The sequence below is a fragment of the Klebsiella sp. w6 genome (assembly GCF_033100215.1).
GTDB lineage: Bacteria > Pseudomonadota > Gammaproteobacteria > Enterobacterales > Enterobacteriaceae > Klebsiella > Klebsiella variicola.
In genome coordinates this window covers 2,634,874-2,658,416 of the sequence record NZ_CP136907.1, presented here as the reverse complement: position 1 = coordinate 2,658,416, position 23,543 = coordinate 2,634,874, and the positions used below count along the sequence as shown (strand labels likewise).

Genomic DNA, 23,543 nt, shown 5'->3' with positions numbered 1-23,543 from the left:
TTCTGACAAAGCGTGGCCCCTTCTGAAGGGTCATGAGGTCCGTTTTGAGCGAGGAGCAGACATGCCTCCCTTGCGGTGTAAAAAACTTTCTGGTAGCAAGGTGGTATTGATGTATCAATGACCGGTAAACTTAGGCGCAGCCCCTGCGCGGTATCATTTTGAATAATAAAGGATGACACTTTGAGACTTTATGATGTAATTACTGACTGCATCCAGCTTAAATTAAGTGGAGCTGCAACAGATAATGTTATTCAATGCTTCGGTGGCAATATACTGACAAAAGAAAAGCCAGTTTTGGCAATCGAAGTTTCGAGCAAAGAAATATTGCTCTGGATGATGCAAGGAGCAACGAATGTACATGTTTATATCAGCGCAGGTACTTTTCATGTAAATGCAATGTATGCACCAACTGTCCGCTTTCCAGCAGCCAGAATTTATTTTATGAAATCAAAAGACCTTTTCTGGTTTGGCCATATTGGTGTTTATCTCGAACAACACGGAATCAAACTTACTCCAGTAGATGATGCCAGCTTCTCAAAGCTCATTGATGATACGGGGTATGTACAACGTTATAAGCCGTGGTGCGAAAAAAGGAAAGCTGACTCGAGATTATTCGATGGTCTACTAGGAGGGCGGTTTAAGAATACTGCTGTAGATCAAGCTATATGGCTATCCTCCGATGGAAAGTGCTTGGTTTGCGGTGAAAAAGCCGATCGCATGGCGACCAGTACTGTTTGGGGAAAGTCAGGGATGATGATTGGTATGCAGCTGTGTTTGACACATGAAGAGGAATCTCAGAAGCAATCAATTCTTCTCAACTATCTCTCGAATCATTTGGGTGGAATAGTTATGTTCTCAAATATGCGTCCACTGACTACTGAAGAAATGCTTGAGCAGACCTGCGAAATACTTAAAGTAAATTTCAAATGCACTATCATGAAAGTTGTAGGGGAAACTGTAACCGCCCGAAGACAGTCAGGGATCACCGTAGTAATCAGACACCAATCTCCGTCGAATTATGCCTATATAATAATGAGCCCTGAAGGAAAACAATTGTCTAGGGTCGATTCAGCCGATCATCACAAAATACCTTACGGCCCTGATCATGTACATTCTGATCTGCGTAAATCTACAAAAAATGTCGTCGAGACAAGCTTTACATACGGACATATTGGTCTAGATATGAAACTACTTTTAAAGCTGATCCAAGAGGCTGAAGATAAATTATAAGATGATCTAATGATGCTAGTAATGGCGGCTCCAGGCCCGCAGTCGATGGGCTGCTATAATATTATCTTCATCATCGTGCTCTATTGTGATAGGCATCCCTGATGATATTAAAACTGAATTAATTATTTCTTTAGGTGACACACTAACCTTGAGCGCGCCATCTATATCTCTTGCGTATATTTATCAGCAACATCTCTATTCCTTCTATTTATTGCCTTTTTTAATCTAATGACAGGAAGCTTGCTTTGTCTTGACCCCTTGACTTTCCAATGAGAAGTGTTTGAGTATCTTACGCTGTTTTGAAGATATTCTAAAATAGAAGCAAACTCCGAGTTCGACATATCAATAAACGATGTGTAAACCAAGTCTTCCCATGTGCAGATATCAATACGATATTATTATAATCTCTTAGGTTTTTTAGTATGTGATATATTAGTAATGACTTGACAGTGTAAGCAGACCCGTTTTAGTTCCACGCACTTTTTGAGAGTTCAGGCTTTTCGGCCATCAGCCGGTACTCTTCCGGTGTCAGGTTATTCAGGGATTCATGGGGCCGTTCGCTGTTATATTCAGCCAGCCAGCGCTCCGTAATTTCCCGTGCTTCATTCAGGGTCCTGAACAGATAAAAATCCAGTATTTCTGTCCGGTACGTCCGGTTAAAACGTTCAATAAAGGCATTCTGCGTTGGTTTCCCTGGTTTGATAAATTCCAGTATCACACCATGCTCTTCAGCCCACTGCGCCAGCGTCAGCGAGACCAGTTCAGGCCCGTTATCCATCCGCAATTTCAGCGGATAACCCCGGTTTGCCACGCTCCTGTCCAGCACCCTGATCACCCGCTGAGCCGGGATATTCAGGTCAATTTCGATCGCCAGTGCTTCGCGGTTAAAATCATCTACCACGTCGAAAGTCCGGAAGCGTCTGCCGCACACCAACGCATCGTGCATAAAATCGATGGACCAGCTCTGGTTCATCGCCTCTGGCGTCGCCAGCGGAGCCGGATTACTTACCGGCAGGCGCTGTTTTCCCTTACGACGAAAATTCAGTTTCAGCAGGCAGTAAATACGGTGAACTCTTTTATGGTTCCTGCTATTGCCCTGCCTGCGCAGCACCTGAAAAAGCTTTTTAAATCCGTATCGCGGATAGCGCTCAGCCGCCACGGTCAGTGCCATAATCACCGGCTCATCACGTCGTGTATCCGGCTGATAACGAAATACCGTCCTGCTCAGCGACAATGTCCTGCAGGCCTGACGTAAGCTCATGGCAAACTGCGCGGTCAGATAGCTGACCAGCTCACGCTTTATCGCTGGTTTTAAAGCTTTTTTTCAATAATGTCTTTCAGTGCACGGCACTCGAGACTCAGGTCCGCAAACATCTGTTTCAGCCGGCGGTTTTCATCCTCAAGGTCTTTCATCTTTTTGATATCAGAGGCTTCCATACCGCCAAACTTCGCTTTCCAGTTGTTGTACGAGGCCTCAGAGATCCCGGCCTCGCGGCAGACATCCTTGACAATAGGCATACCTCCCCGTGAATTAGGGCTTTCCTGCAGGAGTTGGGGTTAAGTAACACTGGTTTGATTCAAGTGTTTTCGGATGCTGTTGTTTTTGCCAACATTGAAGCTATATTAGTTCGCATTTTTATCTCTACTTTTTCCGCCATCTCTTCTATCAATTCTGGTAATTCTGCATGGTTATTTCTTGCGTTGTAAGGTATTACGATTAATTTTCTTAATCTCCTATGTATCTCTCTTATGTTTTGAGGTATGTTATTGCTGGTAATAATATAATGTGGCCGTGATCTAGGATAGCGATAAGCGTATAATTCCATTAATGAGGTGATTGCAGGATCATCCATTGAAAAACCTACAAAAAGGAATGTGTAGTTTAGTAATAATGAATCAAGGAATAGTGAGTAATTCTCGTTACCAAAAGCAAGCCTAATGTATTGTGAACGAGAGAATACAATATTGCTTACATCATCTATTGAACCGTGTATTTTTATTATATAAGAAGTATCATGCTCTTTTAAAACTTTAAAAATATCATTATCTACTTTAGAAATAACCTTAAAATGGCGATCGCCATCTGCTAATGAAGAAGTCCATGCACTTTCTATTAGCTTATCAAAGTTAGTGGTAAGTATTATTCTTTGGCCTAGTGATATCAAGGCCCTATGAAGACTTGAGGGTTGAGCTGCGCGACCATACTCTTCTGTAATTTTACGTTCCCACGACTCTCCATAATCTGCTTGTAATAATTCACATGCAAGAAGATAATCTTTGGAGGACAGTAATTTTTTGATTTGTTTCTTTAAAGATGGCTCTCTATCGTTAGATGCATCTTCTAAAAATGTTGGCCAACCTTTAAATCTATTATCGGCATCAAGGTTAACGCTTGAAGACACCCCTGCTCCTAAAAATAAAACTACTTTTTGCTGTGCAAGATCGTTTATTAAATCCTCATTATATATAGCCATAAACTATTTCTCGCCATTAGCAGTCTGAATGTTCTCTAAGTATCTTCTTGCAATATCTCGATAAAGTTCACGCGCGCTTTTTCTAAGTCTGGTGTAATTTCCTGTACCAGACACTGATATCATCGGAACGTGTTGTGATTGTGATTTCGGAGCTAAACTACCTAAATGACGTATATCTCCAAGGTGTGGGTTCATATCTTTTGATGCATAAAGTTTAGAAAGATGCTCAGTAATTTTAGAAGGAAACACCTCTCCAATGTCTTCATACGCCTTTACCCGACGTTTCGATTTTATTTCTTCCTCAGTATTCTCAAGCTGAATTGTATCGTATCCAGAGCGTTCTTTATGTTGTTGGGTGACGTAACCGAGAAACTTTAGTTTTCCTTGAGGTGATAATTGTGATAATTCGCTAGGTTCCTCTGAGAGCCGAATCCCTGTGTCTAATTCTTTTTTCCATATTGAAACCGTGGAGCCAATATTTTTAATAGCCCATAGTGAAAATACATCGATTGACATTGGGACGACAAAGAATTCCATTGCCAGTAATACTGCCCTGTTGATTGCGCCTAATGATGGTCCCATGTCAAAGAAAACAAAATCATAATTTAGCTCACGAGCTTTCTTAATTAACTCTGCAAATACAAAAGTTGTCCTAATTCCTCGCATCCCACCGCCTTTGGCATCTCGCCAGTCTCCAGCTAAAAGGTCTTCCTGTAAAGCAAGTCTAGGGTCACCGACAATTATGTCAAAACCGAAATTCTCTACATGCCTTATAGGGAGGTCACTTTCATATCCTTTACCAAAGGATAGTGGTCTTATTACTGTATAAATACTATCTGGATTTTCTTGCCCATATAAGTCCTGAGTTTCTTCATCACTTAATACATACTGCGTGAGATTACATTGAGGGTCGGCATCCACAATAAGAACTTTTGCACTAAAGTTTATTGATAGCTCTGCTCCTAAATTTGCTACTAATGTAGTCTTCCCAACCCCTCCTTTATTATTAAAAAAGCAAGTGGTTTGTGTTTTAAGCTTTTTTATTTGACTTATTAATAAATGGTCATGTTCAGTTAGTTCTATATTTGTATTTTTACTTCTACTTTTCCTAACCATAGCTTAGCTCCAGACATTAAATGAATTCACATTCAAAATAGCAATTTTTGCATAACTGTCATGAGGTTACAATCAAAAACATGCGCGAGTACCAAAAATCAGTTCAGAGTTCAGGAGCCCCGCAATTAATCCAGTCTTGGTAAAGCCGGAGGGCTTTCTTCGCTTTGATAGCGCTGCCAATAGGTAGCTTTGACTTTCCTCACATAGCGAGCATGGTCTTCCGCTTCTGGCACAGAGCAGACAGCTAACTGAGCCAAAGATCAGCCATGGCGAGGTGCGGGAATTTGAGTGTTGACCGCCCCGGACATCTGAACTTAGCTTTGGCATTACAGTGTAACATCTGAACTGGCTGGGCTTATGTGTTAGCGTTTTCCTGCTGCCTGGGGATTTTCGCCGTTGCGGCTTTTGACCTGCTGCTGGAGTAAATGAAGAACAGCGCGATACCCAGGCAGACAATGGCGCCGAGACGGCTCATCGAGAATGGAATCGACGCATTGCCCAGCCAGCCGAAGTTATCGATCAGCATGCTCATGGTTAACTGGCCAAAAATGACAGCGACCGTAGCAACTGCCGCGCCAATACGCTGGACGGCCAGTACCATAATGACGATATACGGTACGCCAAACATTGCGCCCAGCAGTTGCCATTTAGGTACCTCCATCAACGTCAGGGTGTGTTTGGGTTCGAAGAAAAAGATCAGCAGCCCCGTCACCAGTGCGCCAACAGAAAATGTCAGGAACGCGCTTTTGAATACGCCGACCTTGCTGCCCAGCTGGCCATTGATAGCCGCCTGGATACTCAGCATGGCGCCACCAGCGACGGCAAGAAGAATCATGATAATAGTCATAAAGTTAATTTACCCCTGTGCAACCATAACCAGCGCTGCAATGATGAAAATCAGCGCAATAATACGTTTACTGTCAATTTTCCTGTGCGACGTACCGAGCAGGCCGAAGTGATCAATAATCAGGCTCTTGAACACCTGGCCTGCCAGGATGCCGATCATAGTCATGGCGATGCCGATTGCCGGCGTTACCACGGTCAGGATGATGACGTAAATCGGCCCAAGCACGCCGCCAAGTAGCTGCCACGCTGGTTGCGCAAAGAATGACGGGCTGTTACGCGGGCTGAAAAAAAGCATCAGCAGGAAGGTCAGCGCCGCGCCCACGCCAAATATGCTGAAGGTCGCCCAGAGGTCACCGACCTCCTCACCCAGTGGCCCGAGCAATCCTGCCTCTATGGACAGTCCCATGCCTCCGGCAATGACGATAAAAATCAATATTAGTTGCATAGCAATCAATCTCCCGTAGTTCAGGCGGAGAAGATTACGACTTAACATGGATGTGAAAAATGCCATAATGAGATAAACACCTGTGCAGGATATGCATTAATGAATGAGCTTGGGAACATCAGTATTCGCGCCCTGCTGATTTTTATAGACGTTTATGAAACGCAGAATTTCTCGGTGGTGGCACGGCGGGAAGGGATATCTGCCTCTCAGGTTTCGCGCGTCATCCATCAGATGGAGGATGTGCTCGGGCAGCAGCTTTTTTACCGCAATACCCGGGCGATAATCCCTACGGAAAGCGGCCATCTTTTTATCCGCTATGCGCGAGCGATGACGGGCAGCATGGAAGAGGCGCGGCGGGAACTCAATGAGAGAACGCTTGAGCCTTCCGGAATGGTCCGCATAAACGCACCGGTGTTCTTTGGACAGCGCCATGTCGCACCCGCGTTACCCGGCCTGACGGAGCGATATCCGAAGCTTAGTATTGAGCTTACGCTGACTGATGATTACATCGATCCGCACCGGGAGCCGGCTGACGTGATTTTCCGGATTGGCGTGCTGACGGATTCCGCCTTTCATGCGCGCGTGTTTGGCCAGCAGTTCTATCATCTTGCCGCGTCACCGGATTACATCCGCCGGCACGGCATGCTGGGATCACCCGAAGAGCTCGCGCGACATCAATGCCTGGTCTATCGCGGTTCGTCAGGACCAAACCAATGGCTGCTGCGCAGGCACGGAGAGGAATGGGTGCACTATCCCGTCTCGCCCCTGATGTCATCGAATAATGCGGAAACCCTGCTGATTGCCGCACTCGGGGGGATGGGGATTGTGCTGTTTCCTGACTGGCTGATTGGAGACCGGCTGAAGAGCGGCGAGCTGGTCGGACTGCTGCCGGAACTGGATACATCCATAAAAACAGAGCCACAGCACATCGCGGCAATCTATCCGAATGCCCGCCACCCTCCGCTGAACGTGCGGGCGATTATCGATTACTACCTGGACGCGTTCGGTTCACCGCTTTACTGGCAGTCTGAATAAGACAGGCGACTTTATGGCTCGTCTCGAAGTTAACTTACGTTTCTGGCACAGAGCAAACGCGTTAAATGCGCTTAAGGTCTGTTTTGAGCGAAGAACGGACCACACTATCTAAAGAAAGATAACGCTGATAATGTTGGGACCGCTCATGTTAAAAAAGGTATGCCATTTCTTTTCATTGACGATAACGAAGGGATTTTCATGGTTGAGGTTGAGGAAATAAAAAAGAAGTATCCCGGCGCAGACGCCTGGCAAATGGGTGACAGTCCGGAGCTGGCTAACGAGCTTGCGGAACTGATCAAAAAAGGGATCAAAACGGCCTCTTGCGGATCTTTTGCCTCTTACCAGCATGAAAAATCTGCTCCGAGGATAGGGAGTTATCACATTATTCTTGATGGCCAGAATGTTCCAGTTTGCGTGATCAGACTGATTTCGATGCAGCTGGTTCGTTTTTGTGATGTGACTGAAGCGTTCGCCCGCAAAGAAGGTGAAGGCGATTTAAGCCTTGAATACTGGAAGAAAGAGCATCAGAGATTTTTCAGCTCTGAAGGTCATTTTTCTGAGGATATGGAGTTGATCGCAGAAGAATTTGAAGTGGTTGAGGTGCTGTAAGGCAAGGGCAACGGGTTGACGTTTTATCACTGGCCACTGATAACACTGTTCGCTTCTGGCGCGGAGCGGACAAGCTGTCGAGCTAAAGGTCCGCATTGAGCAAGGAGCGGACGTGCCAGCTATAATTGGTAATAAAATGAGAGTAGAACTATTCTGATTTGTTTAAAAAAACATTTTTATATCCAAGGGCAAAATATTTTTATGCTATCTTACATGCTATCTCAATATGCCAGGCTACCTGTGCCTGAAGTTACTCTACGTTCATGGTTAAAACAATGGTTGTCAGAGCAGGAATCGAGGTGTACGGACAGAAGTTTCTCGGCGCGATTTCCCTGGAGAGAAACTGGATTATGTCAGGAATATTTTTTACAACGAAAACTCAAAATTGATGGAAAGCAATTTCTTACTGGCCCCCGTTATCAGGGCGGAAATATTAACAAACCTTTTATTGATATTGTAGGTATGGATTCTGACCTAAATCATACTGCATTAGAACTCATTAGTAAGGAATGGTCACAACTCAGAGCTCAGTATGTCCGCATTCTTGTGCCAGGCCAGTCCTTCCCGCAGGGTATTCCCGACCAGTATATATATGCCACGTCTTTTTCTGAACCCCCTGAATTCAATGATAAATCTCTTACTTTGCAAGTGGCGACATACGAAGATTTTGACTGGTGTTGTCAGGCTCTGGGCGATGCCTATAAGCATACATGGCAGACAGTTCGTGAACTGTCTGCAAGTAATTTGGTAGCAGTTGATGACGAAGAGTTGTGTGACCATATTTCTGAGAGAGAAGTATATATTATCTATGAAAACGATGTTCGCGCCGGGTTGCTAATATGCCAGAAAGGAAACCTCGCTTTTCTGAGAGGATATCGTATTACTGACAAAGTAATACTTCCTGCTTTTCGTGGTCGATCATTGTCGGCCCGAGCGCAACGCCTGCTGTACCGATTATTAACTCATTCCGATTCGGAACTATCTTTGTATATGGGCACAATTATTCCGGAGAATATACCCTCGATGAAAACTGCAGAAAGAGCGGGACGAACTTGCATCCTAAGTTATCAATTTCTACCCATCTGCAGAACCCACGATTAACATCAACGCTAATTTATCTTCAGCCTACTTCCGCTTTTGGCACACAGGGGATGTCCAGGGCCCGGGAGTACTCACCTGGACGCATTAATGGGCAGGATGTGATTGTTGCGCAGGCTATCATATGGCCTGAGGTACAGCAGAATCAGGCTTCGTAGCAATGAGTCGGCTCACAGCGTCCGGAATCCACCCGGTGCCGTAAATCACCGTAAGGTCTGTCATAAGGTAATTTCATCACGTATCGCGACACCTTTTTTCTTCACGCAGGCCTTCTCTTTCACGGTTTGTCAGAACTGTGGACCGCAGTAATCTCCACTTCGTGCTTTAATCAATGAGAGTGTATCGGGTGCAAATTAAACTACCTTTCTCAACAGCAAAGGCGGGATACCCCTACCCTCGCAGGGTTTCTGCGTCTGGTAATATGCCCATGACAGTCTCAAAGACCGCTTTGAGGGTTTCCCGGTTTAAGGCACAAAATCGCGTGGCGTTGACCCCAGAATGCAGCGAAAAGCAGCGGTAAAGGCCGCCGGGCATGAGAAACCAAGCTGGTAAGCGACCTGTTTGATTGGAACGCCGTTCGCGAGAAGATCCAACGAAGCGCAAATTCTGGCTCTCTGCTTCCATGTTCTAAAACTAAAGCCTGTATCCTTCATAAACAATCGGGAAAAGGTCCGTTCCGACATGGCCGACATAAAAGCCAGCTCGCTCAGCGATGCTTCCCAGCGCTGATTGACCAGGAGCGATCTGGCCGCGCTGAATAATCGCTCATCATTCGGCATGGGAAGCGCCATCGTTAAAGGTGGAGCCTCGCTGAGAATTTCCAGAAGCAACAAAGCTATCTTCCGTTGACTCGGTCTGGCGTAGTCCTCACTGAACAGCCCAGCGATAAGTTCTTTGACTAACGGCGTAGCCGTGATCACATGTACCTGCTGACTCTTCGTAAAGCTCGTACATTCTGCAATAAGGCTACTGCTGAAATAGATCGCCCTGAGATCGGTTTGTGAAAGCAGATGGTAACTATGGATATGCAAAGGCGGTAGCCATAATGCCCGCTGAGGAGGGATCACCCAACGGTCACTCTCTGTTTGCACCAACATAACCCCTCTGGTGGCGAAGAGTAGCTGCCCCTCAACATGATGATGGGGAGGATCTACCTCGCCGCGTTGATAGCTTATCGCAGTACTGGACCAGCCTGTGGCTTCATCATGTCTTGGCGCTTTATCTATACTACCTGGCATTTCAGATTTAGCCCCTGCCATTATCATATCGAAACTGGAACCACCCGGAGTAGAGCCTTAGGCAATGGGTGCGTGACTTATCATTCTGATCATCAAAGATATTACAGGAGCTTAACCTCATGCGTGTACACTTTATCGTACATGAAAGTTTTGAAGCCCCGGGCGCATATGAAACCTGGGCAATAAACCAGGGTCATGATATAACTTACTCACGCGTCTATGCAGGCGATCGGCTACCTGCTGACGCCGAAGGCATCGATTTTCTTATCGTTATGGGCGGTCCGCAAGATCCGAACACCACGCTTGAAGCATGCCCGCACTTTAATGCTAAAGCGGAACAGACGCTGATTGCTTCCGCGGTTAAAACCGGTAAGGCGGTGATCGGTATCTGCCTGGGTTCACAGCTAATCGGTGAAGCGCTGGGCGCGCCCTTCTCTCATAGCCCGGAAAAAGAGATTGGTAAATTCCCGATCACATTGACCGAAGACGGCAGGAAGGATGAGATGTTCTCTCACTTTGGGAAAACACTGGCAGTGGGTCACTGGCATAACGACATGCCAGGTTTGACGCCAGAGGCCAAAATTATTGCTTACAGCGAAGGCTGTCCGCGGCAGATCGTTGCCTATTCAGACCGCGTCTTTGGTTTCCAGTGCCACATGGAGCTCACATTGGACGTTGTAGAACGGTTGATCGCTCATTCTGAGAAAGACCTGAGCCGTGCAGCAGAATATCGTTTCGTTGACACGCCTGAAGCGCTCCGGGCGCACGATTACAGTGAAATGAATCAAGTACTTTTTGGCTTTTTGGATAAGCTGGAAGTACGTTACAAAGCAGCGCAAGCATAATGTCATGCTCGGTGAGCTTGCCATCGGTTTTGATTTTAATGTCCGCTCCTGGCACAGAGCGGACAAACTAACTGATTTGAAGGTCCGCTATGAGCGAACAGCGGACATCGTGACTCGAACAGGATTCATGCTAAGATGAAAAGGCATTTAATTGCCAGAAGTTGGCGAAGCCAATGAAAGGGATACGTAATGTTTACCCCAGAGTTTATAAATGAAGAACGCGGCGAATTTCTCCTTGTGGCCAACCACGCTCTGGCATCACCGGAATCGATAAAACTCAGTATTGCATACAATATTGCCAGAATAAGCTGGGGGCTATCGCAGCTTCCACCGCACATTCAAACTTGCCGGGTCGTCTATGACATCAGAGGGCAATCCATCCCAGATCAGGTTCAGGCCCAGATCAGGTTCAGGCCCAGATCAGGCAAGCACTTGAGCAGATAGCCATGGTGGAGTTTAAGAGCTGATGGGACTTCAGTTAATTATCAAAGCAGAACGTAACAAGATAGAAAAAGCATTGGGATCGCTGACACCAGAATGTGAAATATTCCCGGTCGCTGAAGGCCTTTTCGGTATTTCCATTTCGGAGCGAAGTCTCTCATCCGCGGGTGAATCTGCAGTTCTAAAAAAACTTGAACCACTCACACGTTTTGACCTGTGGCAGGGAGCCTGGCAAGAACCCAGGCGACGTTGGTTTTGGTGAGTTTCAGCGCTGAGTGAGATGGGGAAGTCGCATTGCGTGCTGGACGCAGATCGCCTGTCTTCATTAGCAAAGCGGCTTAAGGCTCTCAGTACTCAGATATGAATGTCCGCTCCTGGCACAGAGCGGACATTCCCCTTTGCCGACGTGAAAACCGCTATTGTCTGACCTCATTCTGGTCAGCCAGATGTTCTGTACCGTCGCCCTGCCGGCGGCCTCTATCTCAGTAAAACCTGAATCAACTGCACGACGATATACACTCCCGCTACCACCTGTATGATCCGAAACCCCCATCTCAGATAGCGCCATTGATGGCGTTCGCTGGCATCAGCGGCTTCAATGGCGGGATCATAACGTTTTCTTTTCCTGGTTCTGAATGTATCGAATCCCCACAGGATGAGAAGAAAGATGATGATGATTTTTTCAACGATAAGATGGTTCACAAAGAGAGACTCCGGTCTTCTCACGGTTACAGGCAGAATAGATAAACCGCCTGGATGTAGCCACCACTAAATGTAGGGGTACCTGAAGACGCAAGCCAGGCATTCCCGGATTGTCTGTCTTATGACTACGTTAGCGCATAGCAACGCCATAAAAGCGACATTCATTTCCGACACATGCTGCCGGAGTCCCCTTCCCCGACGCATCAGGCTGGGTGATAAAACGATGGCGGCTGCCCGGTCACGCGGCGGAACATGGTGGCGAAAGAGGACGCATTATCGTATCCAAGAGATAATGCCACTTCGTTCACCGGTTTCCCTGCTATCAACCATGCCAGGGCGCTCACCACGCAGGCTCGCTGACGCCAGGCGGAAAATGACAGGCCCAACTGCTTCAGGAAATGCCGGCGAAAGGTGCTCTGGCTCATAAACAGCGCCCTGGCCCAGCGTGCCGCAGGATCATGGATAGAGGGGTTAAGCAAAAAAGCCTGACAAAGCGCCAGCAGCGCCGGATGCTGCGGCAACGGAATGTCAAATTCGCGGACCGGCATGGCGGCCAGTTCCAGCAACATCAACTGTATCAGCGTGCGATCGCGTGGGCTGTCGTACAACGGTGGTAAATCCACAGCCTCAAGCAGTAGCTGGCGCAACAGCGGCGAGACGCTGATCACTTCACAACGACGGTGTTTAATGAAAGCGGCCACATAATCTGGCTCAATATATAAGCTACGCGTGGTCACCCCCACAAATCTGACGGCGTGCACGGTTTCAGGAGGGATCCAGACAGCATGTTGCGGAGGAACCACCCATTCTCCGTCCTGAGTGGTGACATACATCAGTCCGGTCGCGCCATACAGCAGCTGTGCGCGACGATGCTGGTGCGGTGGCAGTATATACCCTTGCGCATAGTCATTGCCTAACGCCACCACTTCGCGATCGAGCCGATCGACCTCGTCAATTTTTACGTTGCGCACACCTGCCCCCCTCTGACCGATTTACAAAGGTAATTGAGCGCTACGCAAATGGGAAGCCGTACGCGACCGGTATAAGCTGCTCGCTCATTTTCAGGGCGGGGATATTCTCTTGAATGATATCGTTATTATTGCGCTGGCAGGCTTTACGACCGGCATTACCACCGTGCTGTTCGGCTTCGGAGGGGGCTTTGTGGTGGTGCCCTTTGTCTATCAACTGATCCTTCGGCAGCCGGAACTCGCGGGAAACGCCATGCATGTCGCGGTGGCTACCTCAACGGCGGTGATGATATTTAACGCCGGCTGGGTCAGCTATCGAAACTGGCGGGCGGGTAAGCTTGCCGCGCAGACGCTGTTTCCGTTGTTATGGTTTATTGCCATGGGGGCGGTGGTCGGCTCCTGTCTGGCGGGGATATTGAGCGAGAAGATCGTTCGCGCGCTGTTTATTCTCTATATGCTGGCAACCATCAGCGATTGTTTGTTGCGCAAAGGTTTCTTCAGGGGCAGCGCTCGGCGTCGGCTGTCCCTGCCAGTGGTCACTGGCGGCGGTATGGTTATCGGTATGATTGCCGCATTGCTGGGCGTGGGCGGCAGCGTCATGACGGTGCCCCTGCTACGGCGACACGGGTATGAGATGCAGGAGTGCGTTAGCGCATCCAACCCGCTTTCTTTGCCCGTGGCGCTATGCGGGGCTGTGACCTATGCCGTCATTGGCTGGCACAGCATTCCGCTGAGCGGATTTCTGGGGTTTATCAGTCTGAAAATTTTAGGCCTGCTCGTCCTGACCGGCTGGGCCGGGATAGTGTTTAGCCGCCGGGCAATCCCTGCGGTACCTGATGTATGGTATGCACGCATCTATGTGCTGCTGCTGTACCTGGTACTCCTCGCCATGCTCATTCAATAATCAAAATACATCCTGGTGAACCGGTTCAACAGACGCGACCGGGCGATACCCTCTCCCCAGGGAGAGGGCCAGATGAGTGGCAGCAAGCTACCCGCGATACGGATGGGTTTCGCGCCAGTGGTCGGCGATCTGCTGCCGGGTGCAGACCCACACCTTGTCGTGCTGCTGGATATAGTCAAGGAAACGCTGCAGCGCACGGAAACGGCCCGGACGCCCAAGCAGTCGGCAGTGCATCCCCACGGACATCATCTTCGGCGCGGTTTCACCCTCGGCGTACAGCACGTCAAAGCTGTCTTTCAGATAGGTATAAAACTGCTCCGCGGTGTTGAACCCCTGGGCGGTGGCGAAGCGCATGTCGTTGGCGTCGAGGGTATAAGGCACGATCAGGTGCGGCCGCTGGCTGCCGTCGCTGCAGGCCACTTCGCTCCAGAAAGGTAAATCATCGCCGTAATAATCGCTGTCGTAGTCAAAGCCGCCGTGCTCCACCACCAGCTGGCGGGTGTTGGGGCTGTCGCGGCCGGTATACCAGCCGGTGGGCGGTTTGCCGAACAGGTCGGTCAGTACCTGCACCGCTTTTTGCAGATGCGCGCGCTCCTCGGCAATATCCATGTGCTGATAGTGGATCCAGCGCCAGCCGTGGCTGACCACATCGTAATCCGCAGCCTTGATCGCCGCCACAATCTCCGGGTGCCGCGCCAGCGCCATCACCACGCCGAAGACCGTCAGCGGCAGCCCGCGCTGGCTGAACTCACGATGGATGCGCCAGAACCCAGCCCGGCTGCCGTACTCATAGAGTGAGTCCATCGACATATGGCGTGCCGGGTAGCTGGCGGCGCCAATAATATCGGACAGGAACTGTTCCGACCCCGCATCGCCATGCAGGACGTGATTCTCAGCGCCTTCCTCGTAGTTGAGGACGAACTGCACCGCGATCCGCGCCCCGCCCGGCCAGCGCGCGTGCGGCGGCTGCCCTGCATAGCCTCGCAGATCGCGAGGATAGTGCTCCTGGTTCTCTACCATCTCCTGCCCCTTTTAAAATGGATTTAACGACTGAAACTGTCCGCTTAACGCTTTTTTCTCCGGGAACGCTAAGTCCCCGTGCTTGCTGGTCGCCAGGCCCAGCGCGACCAGTGACTCCACCATCTTCACCGCCGCGCTGACGCCATCGATCACCGGCACCCGCAGCTCGCGGGTCAGCTCCTGCGCCAGGGTCGCCATCCCGCCGCAGCCAAGGACAATCGCCCCGCTACCATCCTCTTTCAGCGCGCGAATGCAGCGCTCACGCACTTTCTCCTGCGCCAGGCCGCTGCCGTCTTCCAGCGCCAGCACCGGCAAATCAATGGCGTGCAGCGCCGCGCAATGTTGATGAAATCCGTACTGGTGCAGCAAATGACGGGCGATGATCAGCGTGCGCGGCAGCGTTGTGACAATGGAGAAACGGGTGGCAACCATCGTCGCCATATGCATCGCGGCTTCCGCAATGCCGATCACCGGCCCCTGGGCCAGCTCCCGCGCCGCCAGCAGCCCCGGGTCGCCGAAGCAGGCGATCACATGCCCATCCACTCCCTGCTCGCGCCCGGCCTTGATCTGCTCCAGCACGCCGACCGCGGCGATGGCTTCGTCAAAGTGGCCCTCAATTGACGGCACCCCGGCACGGGGACAGACCGCAAGGATCTCGGTACCCGGCGCAGCGACCGCACGCGCGGCGGCGCCTATCGTTTCAGTCATCGCCAGGCTGGTATTGGGGTTGATCACTTGTATACATATGGCAGACATCACGGCTCCTTGTGGCCGGCGAACAGCCGGGAAAAATCAGGCAGGCTGACGCCATCGCGCTCGAAGCACAGGCTGGCGACAATATGATCAAAATGGTGCATCAGCGCCTCGCTGAGCGGCTGCAGGGCTTTATCCCGTAGCAAACCCACCAGCTGCTGATGATCGTCGCAACGGCAGCCCTGTCGCCAGGGAGCGCCCCAGGCGGCAATCACTAAAGAGGAGCGCTGGCTGAGGCGGGTCACCATCTCGGTGAGCACCGGGTTGCCGGAGATAGCCTGCAGCTGAATATGAAAGTCAGCGGAGTGGCGGATCGCCGCCGGGCCGTCGTGCGCCTCATGGGCCTGCTGTTCACGCTGAATAATGTTCTCCAGCGCCGCCAGATGCGGCGGCTGGCAGCGCGCGATCACATCCGGCAGATTAGCGACCTCAAGCAGCGCCCGGGTACGAAAGATCGCCTGGGACTCTTCCACGCTCGGGCTGGTGACGTGTGCACCACGTTTGGGCGTTAACGTGACCAGTTGCACAGCGGCGAGTCGTTGCAGCACCTTTCTGATGCCGGTGCGACTCACGGCGAACACCTCCGCCAGCGCCTCTTCCGGCAGTTTGCTGCCCGGCGGCAACTGATGTTCGACGATGGCCGTCATCAGCGCCTGGTAAATGCTTTCGTCCTTGTCCTGCAGCGCTGGCGCGGCCTGGAGACGATGTTCATTATTCATTAACCCACTCCGGTTTCACTTATCGATAGCAGATCGTATACATAAAATTTATTTTTTGTATACAAGATTCATCATTCTGGCCTGGATCCTGCAATAGCCTCAGCAATCCATTTCACAGGGTTTTCATTCAGAGGAGCAGGTTTCATGCCACATTCATCCCACACGCAGCAGACGAAGACTCACGAGGCGGCCGCCAGCTACAGTCCGCGGCTATGTAATGAGGATCTGGCGCCCACCCGCGACCAGAACTGGAGCTGGTACAATATTTTTTCATTCTGGATGTCGGACGTGCACAGCATGGGCGGCTACGTAGTAGCGGCGAGCTTCTTTACGCTTGGACTGGCCAGCTGGCAGGTTCTGCTCTGCCTGCTGGTCGGCATCTGTATTGTGCAGCTGTGCGCTAACCTGGTGGCGAAGCCGAGCCAGATGGCCGGGGTGCCATACGCCGTTATCTGCCGTCAGGCGTTTGGCGTCTTCGGCGCCAATATCCCGGCGGTGATCCGCGGGCTGATCGCGTTCGCCTGGTACGGTATTCAGACCTATCTGGCGGCGAATGCCCTGATGCTGGTTCTGCTCAAGTTCTGGCCCTCCCTTGCCTCGCTGACCAGCAGCAGCTTTCTCGGGCTGTCAACGCTCGGCTGGCTGTGCTTCGCCACCATGTGGCTGCTGCAGGCGATGGTGTTCTGGCATGGCATGAACGCCATCAAACGCTTTATCGATATCGCCGGTCCGGCGGTTTATGTGGTGATGCTGGCGCTGGCCGGCTGGATTGTATACAAGACCGGTCTGGATGGGATCTCCTTTACCCTCGCCAGCAAATCCCTGAGCGCCGGCGAGCAGACCTGGCAGATGATCACCGCCACGGCGCTGGTGGTCTCCTACTTCTCCGGGCCGCTGCTTAACTTCGGTGACTTTTCCCGCTACGGCAAAAGCATGGGCGAGATCCGCCGCGGTAACCGCTGGGGTCTGCCGTTTAACTTCCTGCTGTTCTCGGTGGTCACCGTGGTGATTGTCTCCGGCACCCAGTCGCTGTTCGGCAAAATGATCACTGACCCGATCGAAACCGTCAGCCGCGTGGGTAACGATCTGGCGGTGGCCATTGGCCTGCTGACCATGATTACCGCCACCATCGGCATTAATATCGTGGCTAACTTCGTCTCTCCGGCCTTCGATTTTTCCAACTGCGCGCCACAGAAAATCAGCTTCCGTACCGGCGGGATGATTGCCGCGGTGGGATCGATACTTCTGACGCCGTGGAATCTGTTTAACTCGCCGGAGCTGATCCACTATACCCTCGACGTACTGGGCGCCTTTATTGGCCCGCTGTTTGGTATTCTGATCGCCGACTTCTACCTGATCAAACACGGCCGGGTGTCGGTGGACGATCTGTTTGACGATACGCCGAAGGGCAAATACTGGTACCGCAACGGCTTTAACCCGAAAGCGATTGCCGCCCTGCTGCCGTCGGTGGCCCTGGGGCTGATCATCAGCTTTATTCCGGCCCTGCATGAAGTGGCGAACTTTAGCTGGTTTATCGGGGTCTTCCTCGGCGCCACCCTCTACCGCTGGTTGGCCCGCGACGAGCGTGAAGCACAGGCGACCGCAGCCTTTCATTCCGGCGCGGTAGCGCAAAAAGAGTAACCCTCCCCACCTGCCGCGGCGTCTGGCCGCGGCAGGCTGCAAACTGGCACCAATCTTGCTGTTTATCACTATTCCCAGGCGTTAAGAGAAGGCAGGTTCGATGATGGATTACCAGACCGCGGTACGCGGTGCATTTTTTGATATTGCCGGCGTGGCAGAGACCCCGGATGAGGTGGCTGCTCAGGCCCGTTATCTCGATGATGGCCTGTTGTTCTTGCGGGACGGGAAAATTATCGCGCTGCTGCCATGGCAGGAGGGCGAAGCCTTTCTGCATCCACTGAAGGGTTATGTCGATCAGCGAGGCAAGCTGCTGCTGCCCGGGTTTGTCGATACCCACATTCACTATCCGCAGACTGAAATGATCGGCGCCTTTGGTGAACAGCTGCTGGAGTGGCTCACCACCTACACCTTCCCGGTGGAGAGCCAGTTTGCCGATGCGGATTACGCGCAGGAGATAGCGCAGTTTTTTGTTAACCAGCTGATTAGCCATGGCACCACCACCGCGCTGGTGTTTTGTACACTGCACCCGGCTTCGGCCGAGGCGCTGTTCAGCGAGGCGCTGCGTCTGAATATGCGGCTGATCGCCGGCAAAGTGATGATGGATCGCCATGTGCCGGATTATCTGTGCGAAACCGCCGGGGAGAGTTACGAGCAGACCCGGGAGTTAATCCTCCGCTGGCATCAGCGCGGGAGGCTGGGCTATGCCATCACCCCGCGCTTTGCCCCTACCTCGACACCGGCATTGCTGGAGGCCGTGCAGCGCCTGCGGACTGAGTTTCCCGACACCTGGCTGCAGACACATCTCAGTGAAAACCGCGAGGAGATCGCCTGGGTTAAACAGCTGTGGCCTGAGCATGAGCACTATCTGGATGTCTATCATCACTATCAGCTCACCGGCGAACGCAGCGTATTTGCTCACGGGATCCATCTCGATGATGCCGAGTGGCAGTGCCTGCATGACACCGGGTCCGCCGTCGCCTTCTGTCCGACCTCGAATCTGTTTCTCGGCAGCGGACTGTTCCGCCTGCCCGCCTGCTGGCAGCACCAGGTGCGGATGGGCATCGGCAGCGACGTCGGGGCTGGCACCACCTTCAGCATGCTTCGGACGCTGGGCGAGGCCTATAAGGTAGGACAACTGCAGAGCTATCGCCTGCGCGCCAGCGAGGCCTTCTATCACGCCACCCTCGGCGGGGCGCGCGCCCTGCGGCTGGAGGATAAAATTGGCAATTTTCAGCCGGGCAAAGAGGCAGATTTTGTGGTGATTGACCCGGCGGTCACCCCGCTGCAGCGTCTGCGCACAGGCCGCTGCCATGACATTTATGAGCAGTTGTTCGTGCTGATGACCCTGGGAGATGAACGCAATATCAGCGAGACGTGGGTGAATGGCGAGCGGGTGTGGTGTCAGGATTGACTCTCACCCTGGCCCTCTCCCAAAGGGAGAGGGAACCGTCCGGTCATCGTTGCGACGCTGGCACGCCTCCAGGTCCTCTCCCGGGGGGCCTGTGAATTGCCTGGCACCAGAATTTGGGTAATCAAAAACTCATTGCCAGGCCTACGCCATAGCCCGTGGTGTTATTGCCGAACATATAGCGCGCCACCAGTCGGGTGCGGGTGATAAAGACCGGGTATTTACTGCTGTCCAGCTCGAGGCCAACCCCCAGGGAGGTCAAACCGGTAAAGCCCAGCGCCCCTCGCTGCTCGCCGAGAAATTCAGTATGCGCCCCCTCCAGCACATAACGCAGCGGGTTGCCCAGCAGCGTCCAGTCGGCTATCGGCGCGCGGCGGCGCAGATACAGGCCGAGATTCTCCGCGCTGGCCTCGCCCTGCACCACCTCGGCGCTACTGCCGAAACTTTGCAGATGCATATAGGAGTAACGCAGTTCGGCATCAATATCCTGGGTGGCAGAGAAGCGTTCGTAATCCAGCATCAGTGCCCCGCCCAGCCCCCAGGCGTTGAACCGACCGCCGTCGAGAAATTGCAGATCGGCGTTGGTTTTTCGCTCAATTGCCCAGCTACCAATACGCGCATCGCTGGCCAGGGTACCGAGCATCACATTGACGATCGGCCGCAGCACCAGGTTGCCTCCGAGGCTGTCCCGGTGCAGCGAAAAATCCCAACCGACGCCGCCGGTGGTGGTCAGACTGTTCCATTTGGTCGGCACATTCCGCGTCTGTTCGCCATTGCTGACCACAAAGCGCGGGTCGTAACGGCTGTAACCCATCGTACCTTCAAGGTACAGAGGAAACGACTCGCTGAGAGTTGCCCCGCCGCCAAACTGGGTGATGGCCAGATTATGTTTGTCGTTGCTGCCGGAACCAATGTTGAGATCGCTGGCGGTCACGTCAGGGACGACGGTATAGCTCATCAGAGTCAATACGGCATCGGCACGCTGTTTGATGGCGTGGCCGTTCGCCGCCAGCGTCGCTGGCGCGGAAAGCGAAAGTACCGACAGGAGAACGAAAAGACGCACCATATGTCGTTTGCCACCTCAGCGACAGGCTAACAATATTGCCACCTAAATCAGCAGGCTGGCGTTCACTCAGTATAGTCGGTGAGTCAGCCTGCGCGTCCGGCGGGGAGAAAAAGCATCGGGCTGGTCAGGCCGCGCCTCCGCGGCTATGCAGCAGTTCCACATTTTCAAACGGCAGGCGCGAGACCCGGTTGCGCCCACCATTTTTGGCCACATACAGCGCTTTATCGACGCGGGAAAAAAGCTGATCAATCGCTTCCCCGTCATGGTGTTCGGCCACGCCGATGCTCACCGTCACCGACAGCGTCTGATACTCGCTGACCGCCTGGCGGATCCCTTCCGCCAGTATCAGGGCGCGCGCAATCGGCGAATGGGGTAAAAAGAGCAGAAACTCTTCTCCCCCCCAGCGATAAATTTTATCTTCGCGATCCACCGACGTTTCCAGAATGCGGGAGATCACCAGCAGGACTTCATCCCCTTTTTGATGACCGTGAATATCATTAATGCTCTTGAAATGATCGATATCGATTAACAGCAGACAAAAGCCTTGCGCGATAAATGACGGCGCCTCGACGAGGCGATAAAATTCACGGCGATTAAGCAATCCGGTGAGCGGATCGTGGGCGGCAGAGAATTCCAGCTCTTTTTTCAGATGCACTTCTTCGGTGATATCGTGAATAATGCATAGCATCAGTCGAATATTATAAAGCACTACGGGCCCGGCATAGGTTTGGACATGGCGCAGCGTACCGTCGGCTAAAATATGCGTAAAATTAAGCGGTTTATGCCCGCCTGGCATATTAGCAATATTATTCATGATGGGGATCACGTCCCGACCAAGGGTATTAATTTGCCAGGTATGTTTATTGCGCATTTCCTCATCGGAATAATGATAAAAACGCAGCGCCGCAATATTGGCATCGACAATTCGACCATCCTTACTGGGATCGATCAATAGCATCGGCGCGGTATTGGTCATAAAAAAACGGGCAAAAAAACCATTGTTGCGTCGCTGATAGCGGCGGGAGCCGGTATGAATGGATTGATTTTGCGCCAGCAGCTTCACGGCTTCAAACAGCAATAAGGTACCGCTGTCGTCGGTGTCGACCAGGGTGGTTTTACAATATACCGACTGCAGGCCCTTGCCCGTCTGTAACGTCCAGACTTCAAATATCTCGGTCATCGTATCGAGATAGCGAAGATAATGTTGTAACTGCGTTTCAGGACAGGTCGAATAGATACCGTTACGCATCTCCTTCAGCGACATATCGCCGCTCAATGTCCGGGAAGCCGGATTGGCATAGACCACACTTTCAGTAAAAGGATGGACTACCCATATCGGGGTACTTAATACATCAAAAACAGCCAGTTCTTTTAATAACATACAGGCCCCAAACCGACCAATTCCCGGCGCAGAAGCGACACATAACGATATGCGTCCCTGACGCTGGTATAAAGTGATAACAAAACAACCGAATAGCCTTAATGACGCGCGTGCGCGGCAAGTATAGTCGATTCTGCACGCAGCGACGCCCACCCGAGGCGACTTTGCGCGTGGTTTAACCGTCTGGATGCGATAATGTCTTTTTTATTAATTCTATTTCAACAGCATAGCAGCAATACCAGAACTGGTAGTCGCTTTTGATCACAGAGTGTGTCTATCGGTCTTCTCGCCCGTTGGCTGCGTATTGGCTTTGTCCAGGATGCCCGCATTGCGGCTTTTATGCCCAGACTAATCGTGATAGTTTCTATCATAACTCTCATCACAAACGGCCATCATAGTGAAAAAATCCGCTACTAAAATCACGCTTGCCGATATCGCACGTGAAGCCAACGTCGGTATTGCCACCGTCGACCGGGTGCTCAACAAGCGTGCGGCGGTGAAGGAGTCCACGGCATTGAGCGTACTGGAGGCGGCACGACGACTGGGGTTTACCCTCGAGCAGCCTCACTATCGTCTGGCGGCGGGTAAAGCGCCGGTCACGGTCAGAATGGGGTTTATTCTGCTGCAGGAGACCCACTCCTTCTACCTGCCGCTGGCCCAGGCGCTGACGCGAGAGGCAGCCCCATGGCTACCGGCGGGCCAGGTGCCGGTGATACTGCATTTTGCCATCGATGCGGTGGAAGCGATGGCTCAGGCCATTCACCGGCTAAGTGATGAGGTGGACGTGTTAGGCCTGGTGGCGCTGGACCATCCGCTGATTCGCCACGCAGTCGCCCGGGCCGCCGCCCGCGGCGTTCGCGTGTTCACCCTGCTTTCGGATCTGTCGGTCCCTCAGCGCAGCGGATATATCGGCCTCGATAATCAAAAAGCCGGGCGCACCGCCGCCTGGTTTATCGAGCGCTTATGCCGCGGGGATGGTGAAATTGGCATTATCATTGGCGACAATCGTTTTACCTGTCAGGAAAGCTGTGAGATCAGCTTCCGCTCCTGCCTGCGTGAACAAGGCATGGGGCAGCAGATCCTGGAGCCGGTTCGCAGCCATGAACGGGCGGATATCGCCAGGAGCGTGACGGAGCAGATGCTGAGTCAGTACCCGGCCCTGCAGGCGATCTATGCCCCCTGCGGCGGCGTCGAAGGCATTGTCGAGGCGCTGCGCGACAGCGGCCGTCAGCAGGCGATCACTCTCGTCTGCCACGGTCCGCTAAACGACAGTGAACTGGCGCTGATCGATGGCACCATCGACATCATGCTTAACCACCGGCTGGAGGCGTTTGCCGCTGCCACGCTACGCACCATAACGGACGCGGTTTCTCGCTCGCACAGCGAGGTGATTTCTCTCCCTCAGCCTTTCGATATCATCACCAAAGAAAATATGTAAATTCCCGGCCCCGCCGCCGCCGGGGCCAGTTAACGGGCAGACCGCGCCCGCCCTCAATTTGATAAAAAACTATCAAAAACCACATCAATTCAAAGCATGATGGCCATCAAAAAATCATCATTCCATCATTGTTGAGAATGAAATATTTATTCAATACTCAGCGGCA

General features: G+C 51.9%; 22 protein-coding genes and 1 pseudogene. 10 read left to right on the top strand and 13 right to left on the bottom strand.

Annotation, left to right across the window (positions count from 1 at the left end; translation table 11 throughout):
• Positions 1–180 precede the first annotated feature (180 nt).
• Entirely contained in the window at positions 181–1,230 is a 1,050-nt protein-coding gene (locus R0140_RS13085) for a DUF6516 family protein (RefSeq protein WP_032735652.1), read from the top strand.
• A gap of 466 nt (positions 1,231–1,696) precedes the next feature.
• Here the strand turns inward: R0140_RS13085 and R0140_RS13080 are convergent.
• The 5 genes from R0140_RS13080 to R0140_RS13060 form a co-directional block, all read right to left on the bottom strand.
• Positions 1,697–2,748, bottom strand: a protein-coding gene (locus R0140_RS13080; protein ID WP_224459609.1) for an IS3 family transposase whose coding sequence is annotated in 2 segments (ribosomal slippage) — positions 1,697–2,547 and positions 2,547–2,748 — 1,053 coding nt in all. Because the reading frame shifts where the segments join, the coding sequence is not laid out codon by codon here.
• A 59-nt stretch (positions 2,749–2,807) separates the two neighbouring features.
• Positions 2,808–3,704, bottom strand: a complete 897-nt coding sequence (locus R0140_RS13075) for an SIR2 family protein (RefSeq protein ID WP_072001782.1) — start codon at positions 3,702–3,704, stop codon at positions 2,808–2,810.
• Positions 3,705–3,707: 3 nt separating this feature from the next.
• Positions 3,708–4,820 carry a ParA family protein gene (locus R0140_RS13070; RefSeq protein ID WP_008804814.1) on the bottom strand — a complete coding sequence of 371 codons (1,113 nt, stop codon included), beginning with the start codon at positions 4,818–4,820 and terminating at the stop codon, positions 3,708–3,710.
• Positions 4,821–5,175: 355 nt separating this feature from the next.
• Positions 5,176–5,667, bottom strand: a complete 492-nt coding sequence (locus R0140_RS13065) for a DMT family transporter (RefSeq protein WP_032735656.1) — start codon at positions 5,665–5,667, stop codon at positions 5,176–5,178.
• 9 nt (positions 5,668–5,676) lie between these two features.
• On the bottom strand, positions 5,677–6,111 hold the full coding sequence (locus R0140_RS13060) for a DMT family transporter (protein ID WP_032735657.1): 435 nt from the start codon (positions 6,109–6,111) through the stop codon (positions 5,677–5,679).
• Between the two features lie 99 nt (positions 6,112–6,210).
• Here R0140_RS13060 and R0140_RS13055 point away from each other — a divergent pair, with 99 nt between their 5' ends.
• The 3 genes from R0140_RS13055 to R0140_RS13045 all read left to right on the top strand — a co-directional run bounded on the left by R0140_RS13055 (position 6,211) and on the right by R0140_RS13045 (position 8,856).
• A complete protein-coding gene (locus tag R0140_RS13055) occupies positions 6,211–7,146 on the top strand; it encodes a LysR family transcriptional regulator (protein WP_032735659.1) in 936 nt (311 codons plus the stop codon).
• 252 nt (positions 7,147–7,398) lie between these two features.
• A complete protein-coding gene (locus R0140_RS13050; RefSeq protein WP_162494447.1) occupies positions 7,399–7,755 on the top strand; it encodes an ASCH domain-containing protein in 357 nt (118 codons plus the stop codon).
• A gap of 201 nt (positions 7,756–7,956) precedes the next feature.
• Entirely contained in the window at positions 7,957–8,856 is a 900-nt protein-coding gene (locus R0140_RS13045) for a hypothetical protein (protein ID WP_071889734.1), read from the top strand.
• 461 nt (positions 8,857–9,317) lie between these two features.
• On the opposite strand, the gene R0140_RS13040 is transcribed toward R0140_RS13045, so the two are convergent.
• Positions 9,318–10,118 (bottom strand): AraC family transcriptional regulator, encoded by an 801-nt coding sequence (locus R0140_RS13040; protein WP_008804809.1) that lies wholly within the window; start codon positions 10,116–10,118, stop codon positions 9,318–9,320.
• 92 nt (positions 10,119–10,210) lie between these two features.
• Between R0140_RS13040 and R0140_RS13035 the strand changes: the two genes are divergently transcribed.
• Both R0140_RS13035 and R0140_RS13030 read left to right on the top strand, forming a co-directional pair.
• Positions 10,211–10,936, top strand: a complete 726-nt coding sequence (locus tag R0140_RS13035; protein ID WP_032740594.1) for a type 1 glutamine amidotransferase — start codon at positions 10,211–10,213, stop codon at positions 10,934–10,936.
• Between the two features lie 466 nt (positions 10,937–11,402).
• Positions 11,403–11,639, top strand: coding sequence for a hypothetical protein (locus tag R0140_RS13030; RefSeq protein ID WP_071599419.1), 237 nt, complete (start codon positions 11,403–11,405; stop codon positions 11,637–11,639).
• Between the two features lie 215 nt (positions 11,640–11,854).
• Here the strand turns inward: R0140_RS13030 and R0140_RS13025 are convergent, their stop codons facing one another.
• Together R0140_RS13025 and R0140_RS13020 are read right to left on the bottom strand one after the other, a co-directional pair.
• A complete protein-coding gene (locus tag R0140_RS13025) occupies positions 11,855–12,079 on the bottom strand; it encodes a hypothetical protein (RefSeq protein WP_004199962.1) in 225 nt (74 codons plus the stop codon).
• Between the two features lie 203 nt (positions 12,080–12,282).
• Positions 12,283–13,050, bottom strand: a complete 768-nt coding sequence (locus R0140_RS13020) for an AraC family transcriptional regulator (RefSeq protein WP_016161089.1) — start codon at positions 13,048–13,050, stop codon at positions 12,283–12,285.
• Between the two features lie 109 nt (positions 13,051–13,159).
• Between R0140_RS13020 and R0140_RS13015 the strand changes: the two genes are divergently transcribed.
• Positions 13,160–13,951 (top strand): sulfite exporter TauE/SafE family protein, encoded by a 792-nt coding sequence (locus R0140_RS13015; protein ID WP_032740591.1) that lies wholly within the window; start codon positions 13,160–13,162, stop codon positions 13,949–13,951.
• An 87-nt stretch (positions 13,952–14,038) separates the two neighbouring features.
• Here R0140_RS13015 and puuE read toward each other — a convergent pair whose 3' ends face one another.
• From puuE to R0140_RS13000, 3 genes and pseudogenes are all read right to left on the bottom strand, one after another.
• Positions 14,039–14,971 (bottom strand): allantoinase PuuE, encoded by a 933-nt coding sequence (gene puuE, locus R0140_RS13010; RefSeq protein ID WP_032740590.1) that lies wholly within the window; start codon positions 14,969–14,971, stop codon positions 14,039–14,041.
• A pseudogene (locus R0140_RS13005) lies at positions 14,859–15,727 on the bottom strand (aspartate/glutamate racemase family protein); the annotation flags it as partial. The pseudogene R0140_RS13005 and the gene puuE, both read right to left, overlap by 113 nt.
• A complete protein-coding gene (locus tag R0140_RS13000; RefSeq protein ID WP_008804802.1) occupies positions 15,727–16,443 on the bottom strand; it encodes a GntR family transcriptional regulator in 717 nt (238 codons plus the stop codon). The pseudogene R0140_RS13005 and the gene R0140_RS13000, both read right to left, overlap by 1 nt.
• A gap of 144 nt (positions 16,444–16,587) precedes the next feature.
• Between R0140_RS13000 and R0140_RS12995 the strand changes: the two genes are divergently transcribed.
• The gene (locus R0140_RS12995) at positions 16,588–18,084 is read left to right on the top strand and encodes an NCS1 family nucleobase:cation symporter-1 (RefSeq protein ID WP_117122262.1); all 1,497 of its coding nucleotides are present in this window, start codon (positions 16,588–16,590) and stop codon (positions 18,082–18,084) included.
• 100 nt (positions 18,085–18,184) lie between these two features.
• Positions 18,185–19,495 (top strand): guanine deaminase, encoded by a 1,311-nt coding sequence (guaD, locus tag R0140_RS12990; RefSeq protein ID WP_012541653.1) that lies wholly within the window; start codon positions 18,185–18,187, stop codon positions 19,493–19,495.
• Positions 19,496–19,616: 121 nt separating this feature from the next.
• On the opposite strand, the gene R0140_RS12985 is transcribed toward guaD, so the two are convergent.
• Positions 19,617–20,558 (bottom strand): hypothetical protein, encoded by a 942-nt coding sequence (locus R0140_RS12985; protein ID WP_004189966.1) that lies wholly within the window; start codon positions 20,556–20,558, stop codon positions 19,617–19,619.
• 124 nt (positions 20,559–20,682) lie between these two features.
• Entirely contained in the window at positions 20,683–21,939 is a 1,257-nt protein-coding gene (locus R0140_RS12980) for a sensor domain-containing diguanylate cyclase (RefSeq protein ID WP_012541652.1), read from the bottom strand.
• Between the two features lie 397 nt (positions 21,940–22,336).
• Between R0140_RS12980 and R0140_RS12975 the strand changes: the two genes are divergently transcribed.
• Positions 22,337–23,377: a LacI family DNA-binding transcriptional regulator gene (locus R0140_RS12975; protein ID WP_008804797.1), complete on the top strand. Its 1,041-nt coding sequence runs from the start codon at positions 22,337–22,339 to the stop codon at positions 23,375–23,377.
• Positions 23,378–23,543 lie beyond the last annotated feature (166 nt).

Coding starts and splice junctions, on each gene's coding strand:
- R0140_RS13000 (WP_008804802.1), bottom strand. CDS start 16,443: ATGAATAATGAACATCGTCTCCAGGCCGCGCCAGCGCTGCAGGACAAG.
- R0140_RS13070 (WP_008804814.1), bottom strand. CDS start 4,820: ATGGTTAGGAAAAGTAGAAGTAAAAATACAAATATAGAACTAACTGAA.
- R0140_RS13050 (WP_162494447.1), top strand. CDS start 7,399: ATGGGTGACAGTCCGGAGCTGGCTAACGAGCTTGCGGAACTGATCAAA.
- R0140_RS13040 (WP_008804809.1), bottom strand. CDS start 10,118: ATGATAATGGCAGGGGCTAAATCTGAAATGCCAGGTAGTATAGATAAA.
- R0140_RS13030 (WP_071599419.1), top strand. CDS start 11,403: ATGGGACTTCAGTTAATTATCAAAGCAGAACGTAACAAGATAGAAAAA.
- R0140_RS13075 (WP_072001782.1), bottom strand. CDS start 3,704: ATGGCTATATATAATGAGGATTTAATAAACGATCTTGCACAGCAAAAA.
- R0140_RS13065 (WP_032735656.1), bottom strand. CDS start 5,667: ATGACTATTATCATGATTCTTCTTGCCGTCGCTGGTGGCGCCATGCTG.
- guaD (WP_012541653.1), top strand. CDS start 18,185: ATGATGGATTACCAGACCGCGGTACGCGGTGCATTTTTTGATATTGCC.
- R0140_RS13045 (WP_071889734.1), top strand. CDS start 7,957: ATGCTATCTTACATGCTATCTCAATATGCCAGGCTACCTGTGCCTGAA.
- R0140_RS13055 (WP_032735659.1), top strand. CDS start 6,211: ATGAATGAGCTTGGGAACATCAGTATTCGCGCCCTGCTGATTTTTATA.
- R0140_RS12980 (WP_012541652.1), bottom strand. CDS start 21,939: ATGTTATTAAAAGAACTGGCTGTTTTTGATGTATTAAGTACCCCGATA.
- puuE (WP_032740590.1), bottom strand. CDS start 14,971: ATGGTAGAGAACCAGGAGCACTATCCTCGCGATCTGCGAGGCTATGCA.
- R0140_RS12985 (WP_004189966.1), bottom strand. CDS start 20,558: ATGGTGCGTCTTTTCGTTCTCCTGTCGGTACTTTCGCTTTCCGCGCCA.
- R0140_RS12995 (WP_117122262.1), top strand. CDS start 16,588: ATGCCACATTCATCCCACACGCAGCAGACGAAGACTCACGAGGCGGCC.
- R0140_RS13035 (WP_032740594.1), top strand. CDS start 10,211: ATGCGTGTACACTTTATCGTACATGAAAGTTTTGAAGCCCCGGGCGCA.
- R0140_RS13060 (WP_032735657.1), bottom strand. CDS start 6,111: ATGCAACTAATATTGATTTTTATCGTCATTGCCGGAGGCATGGGACTG.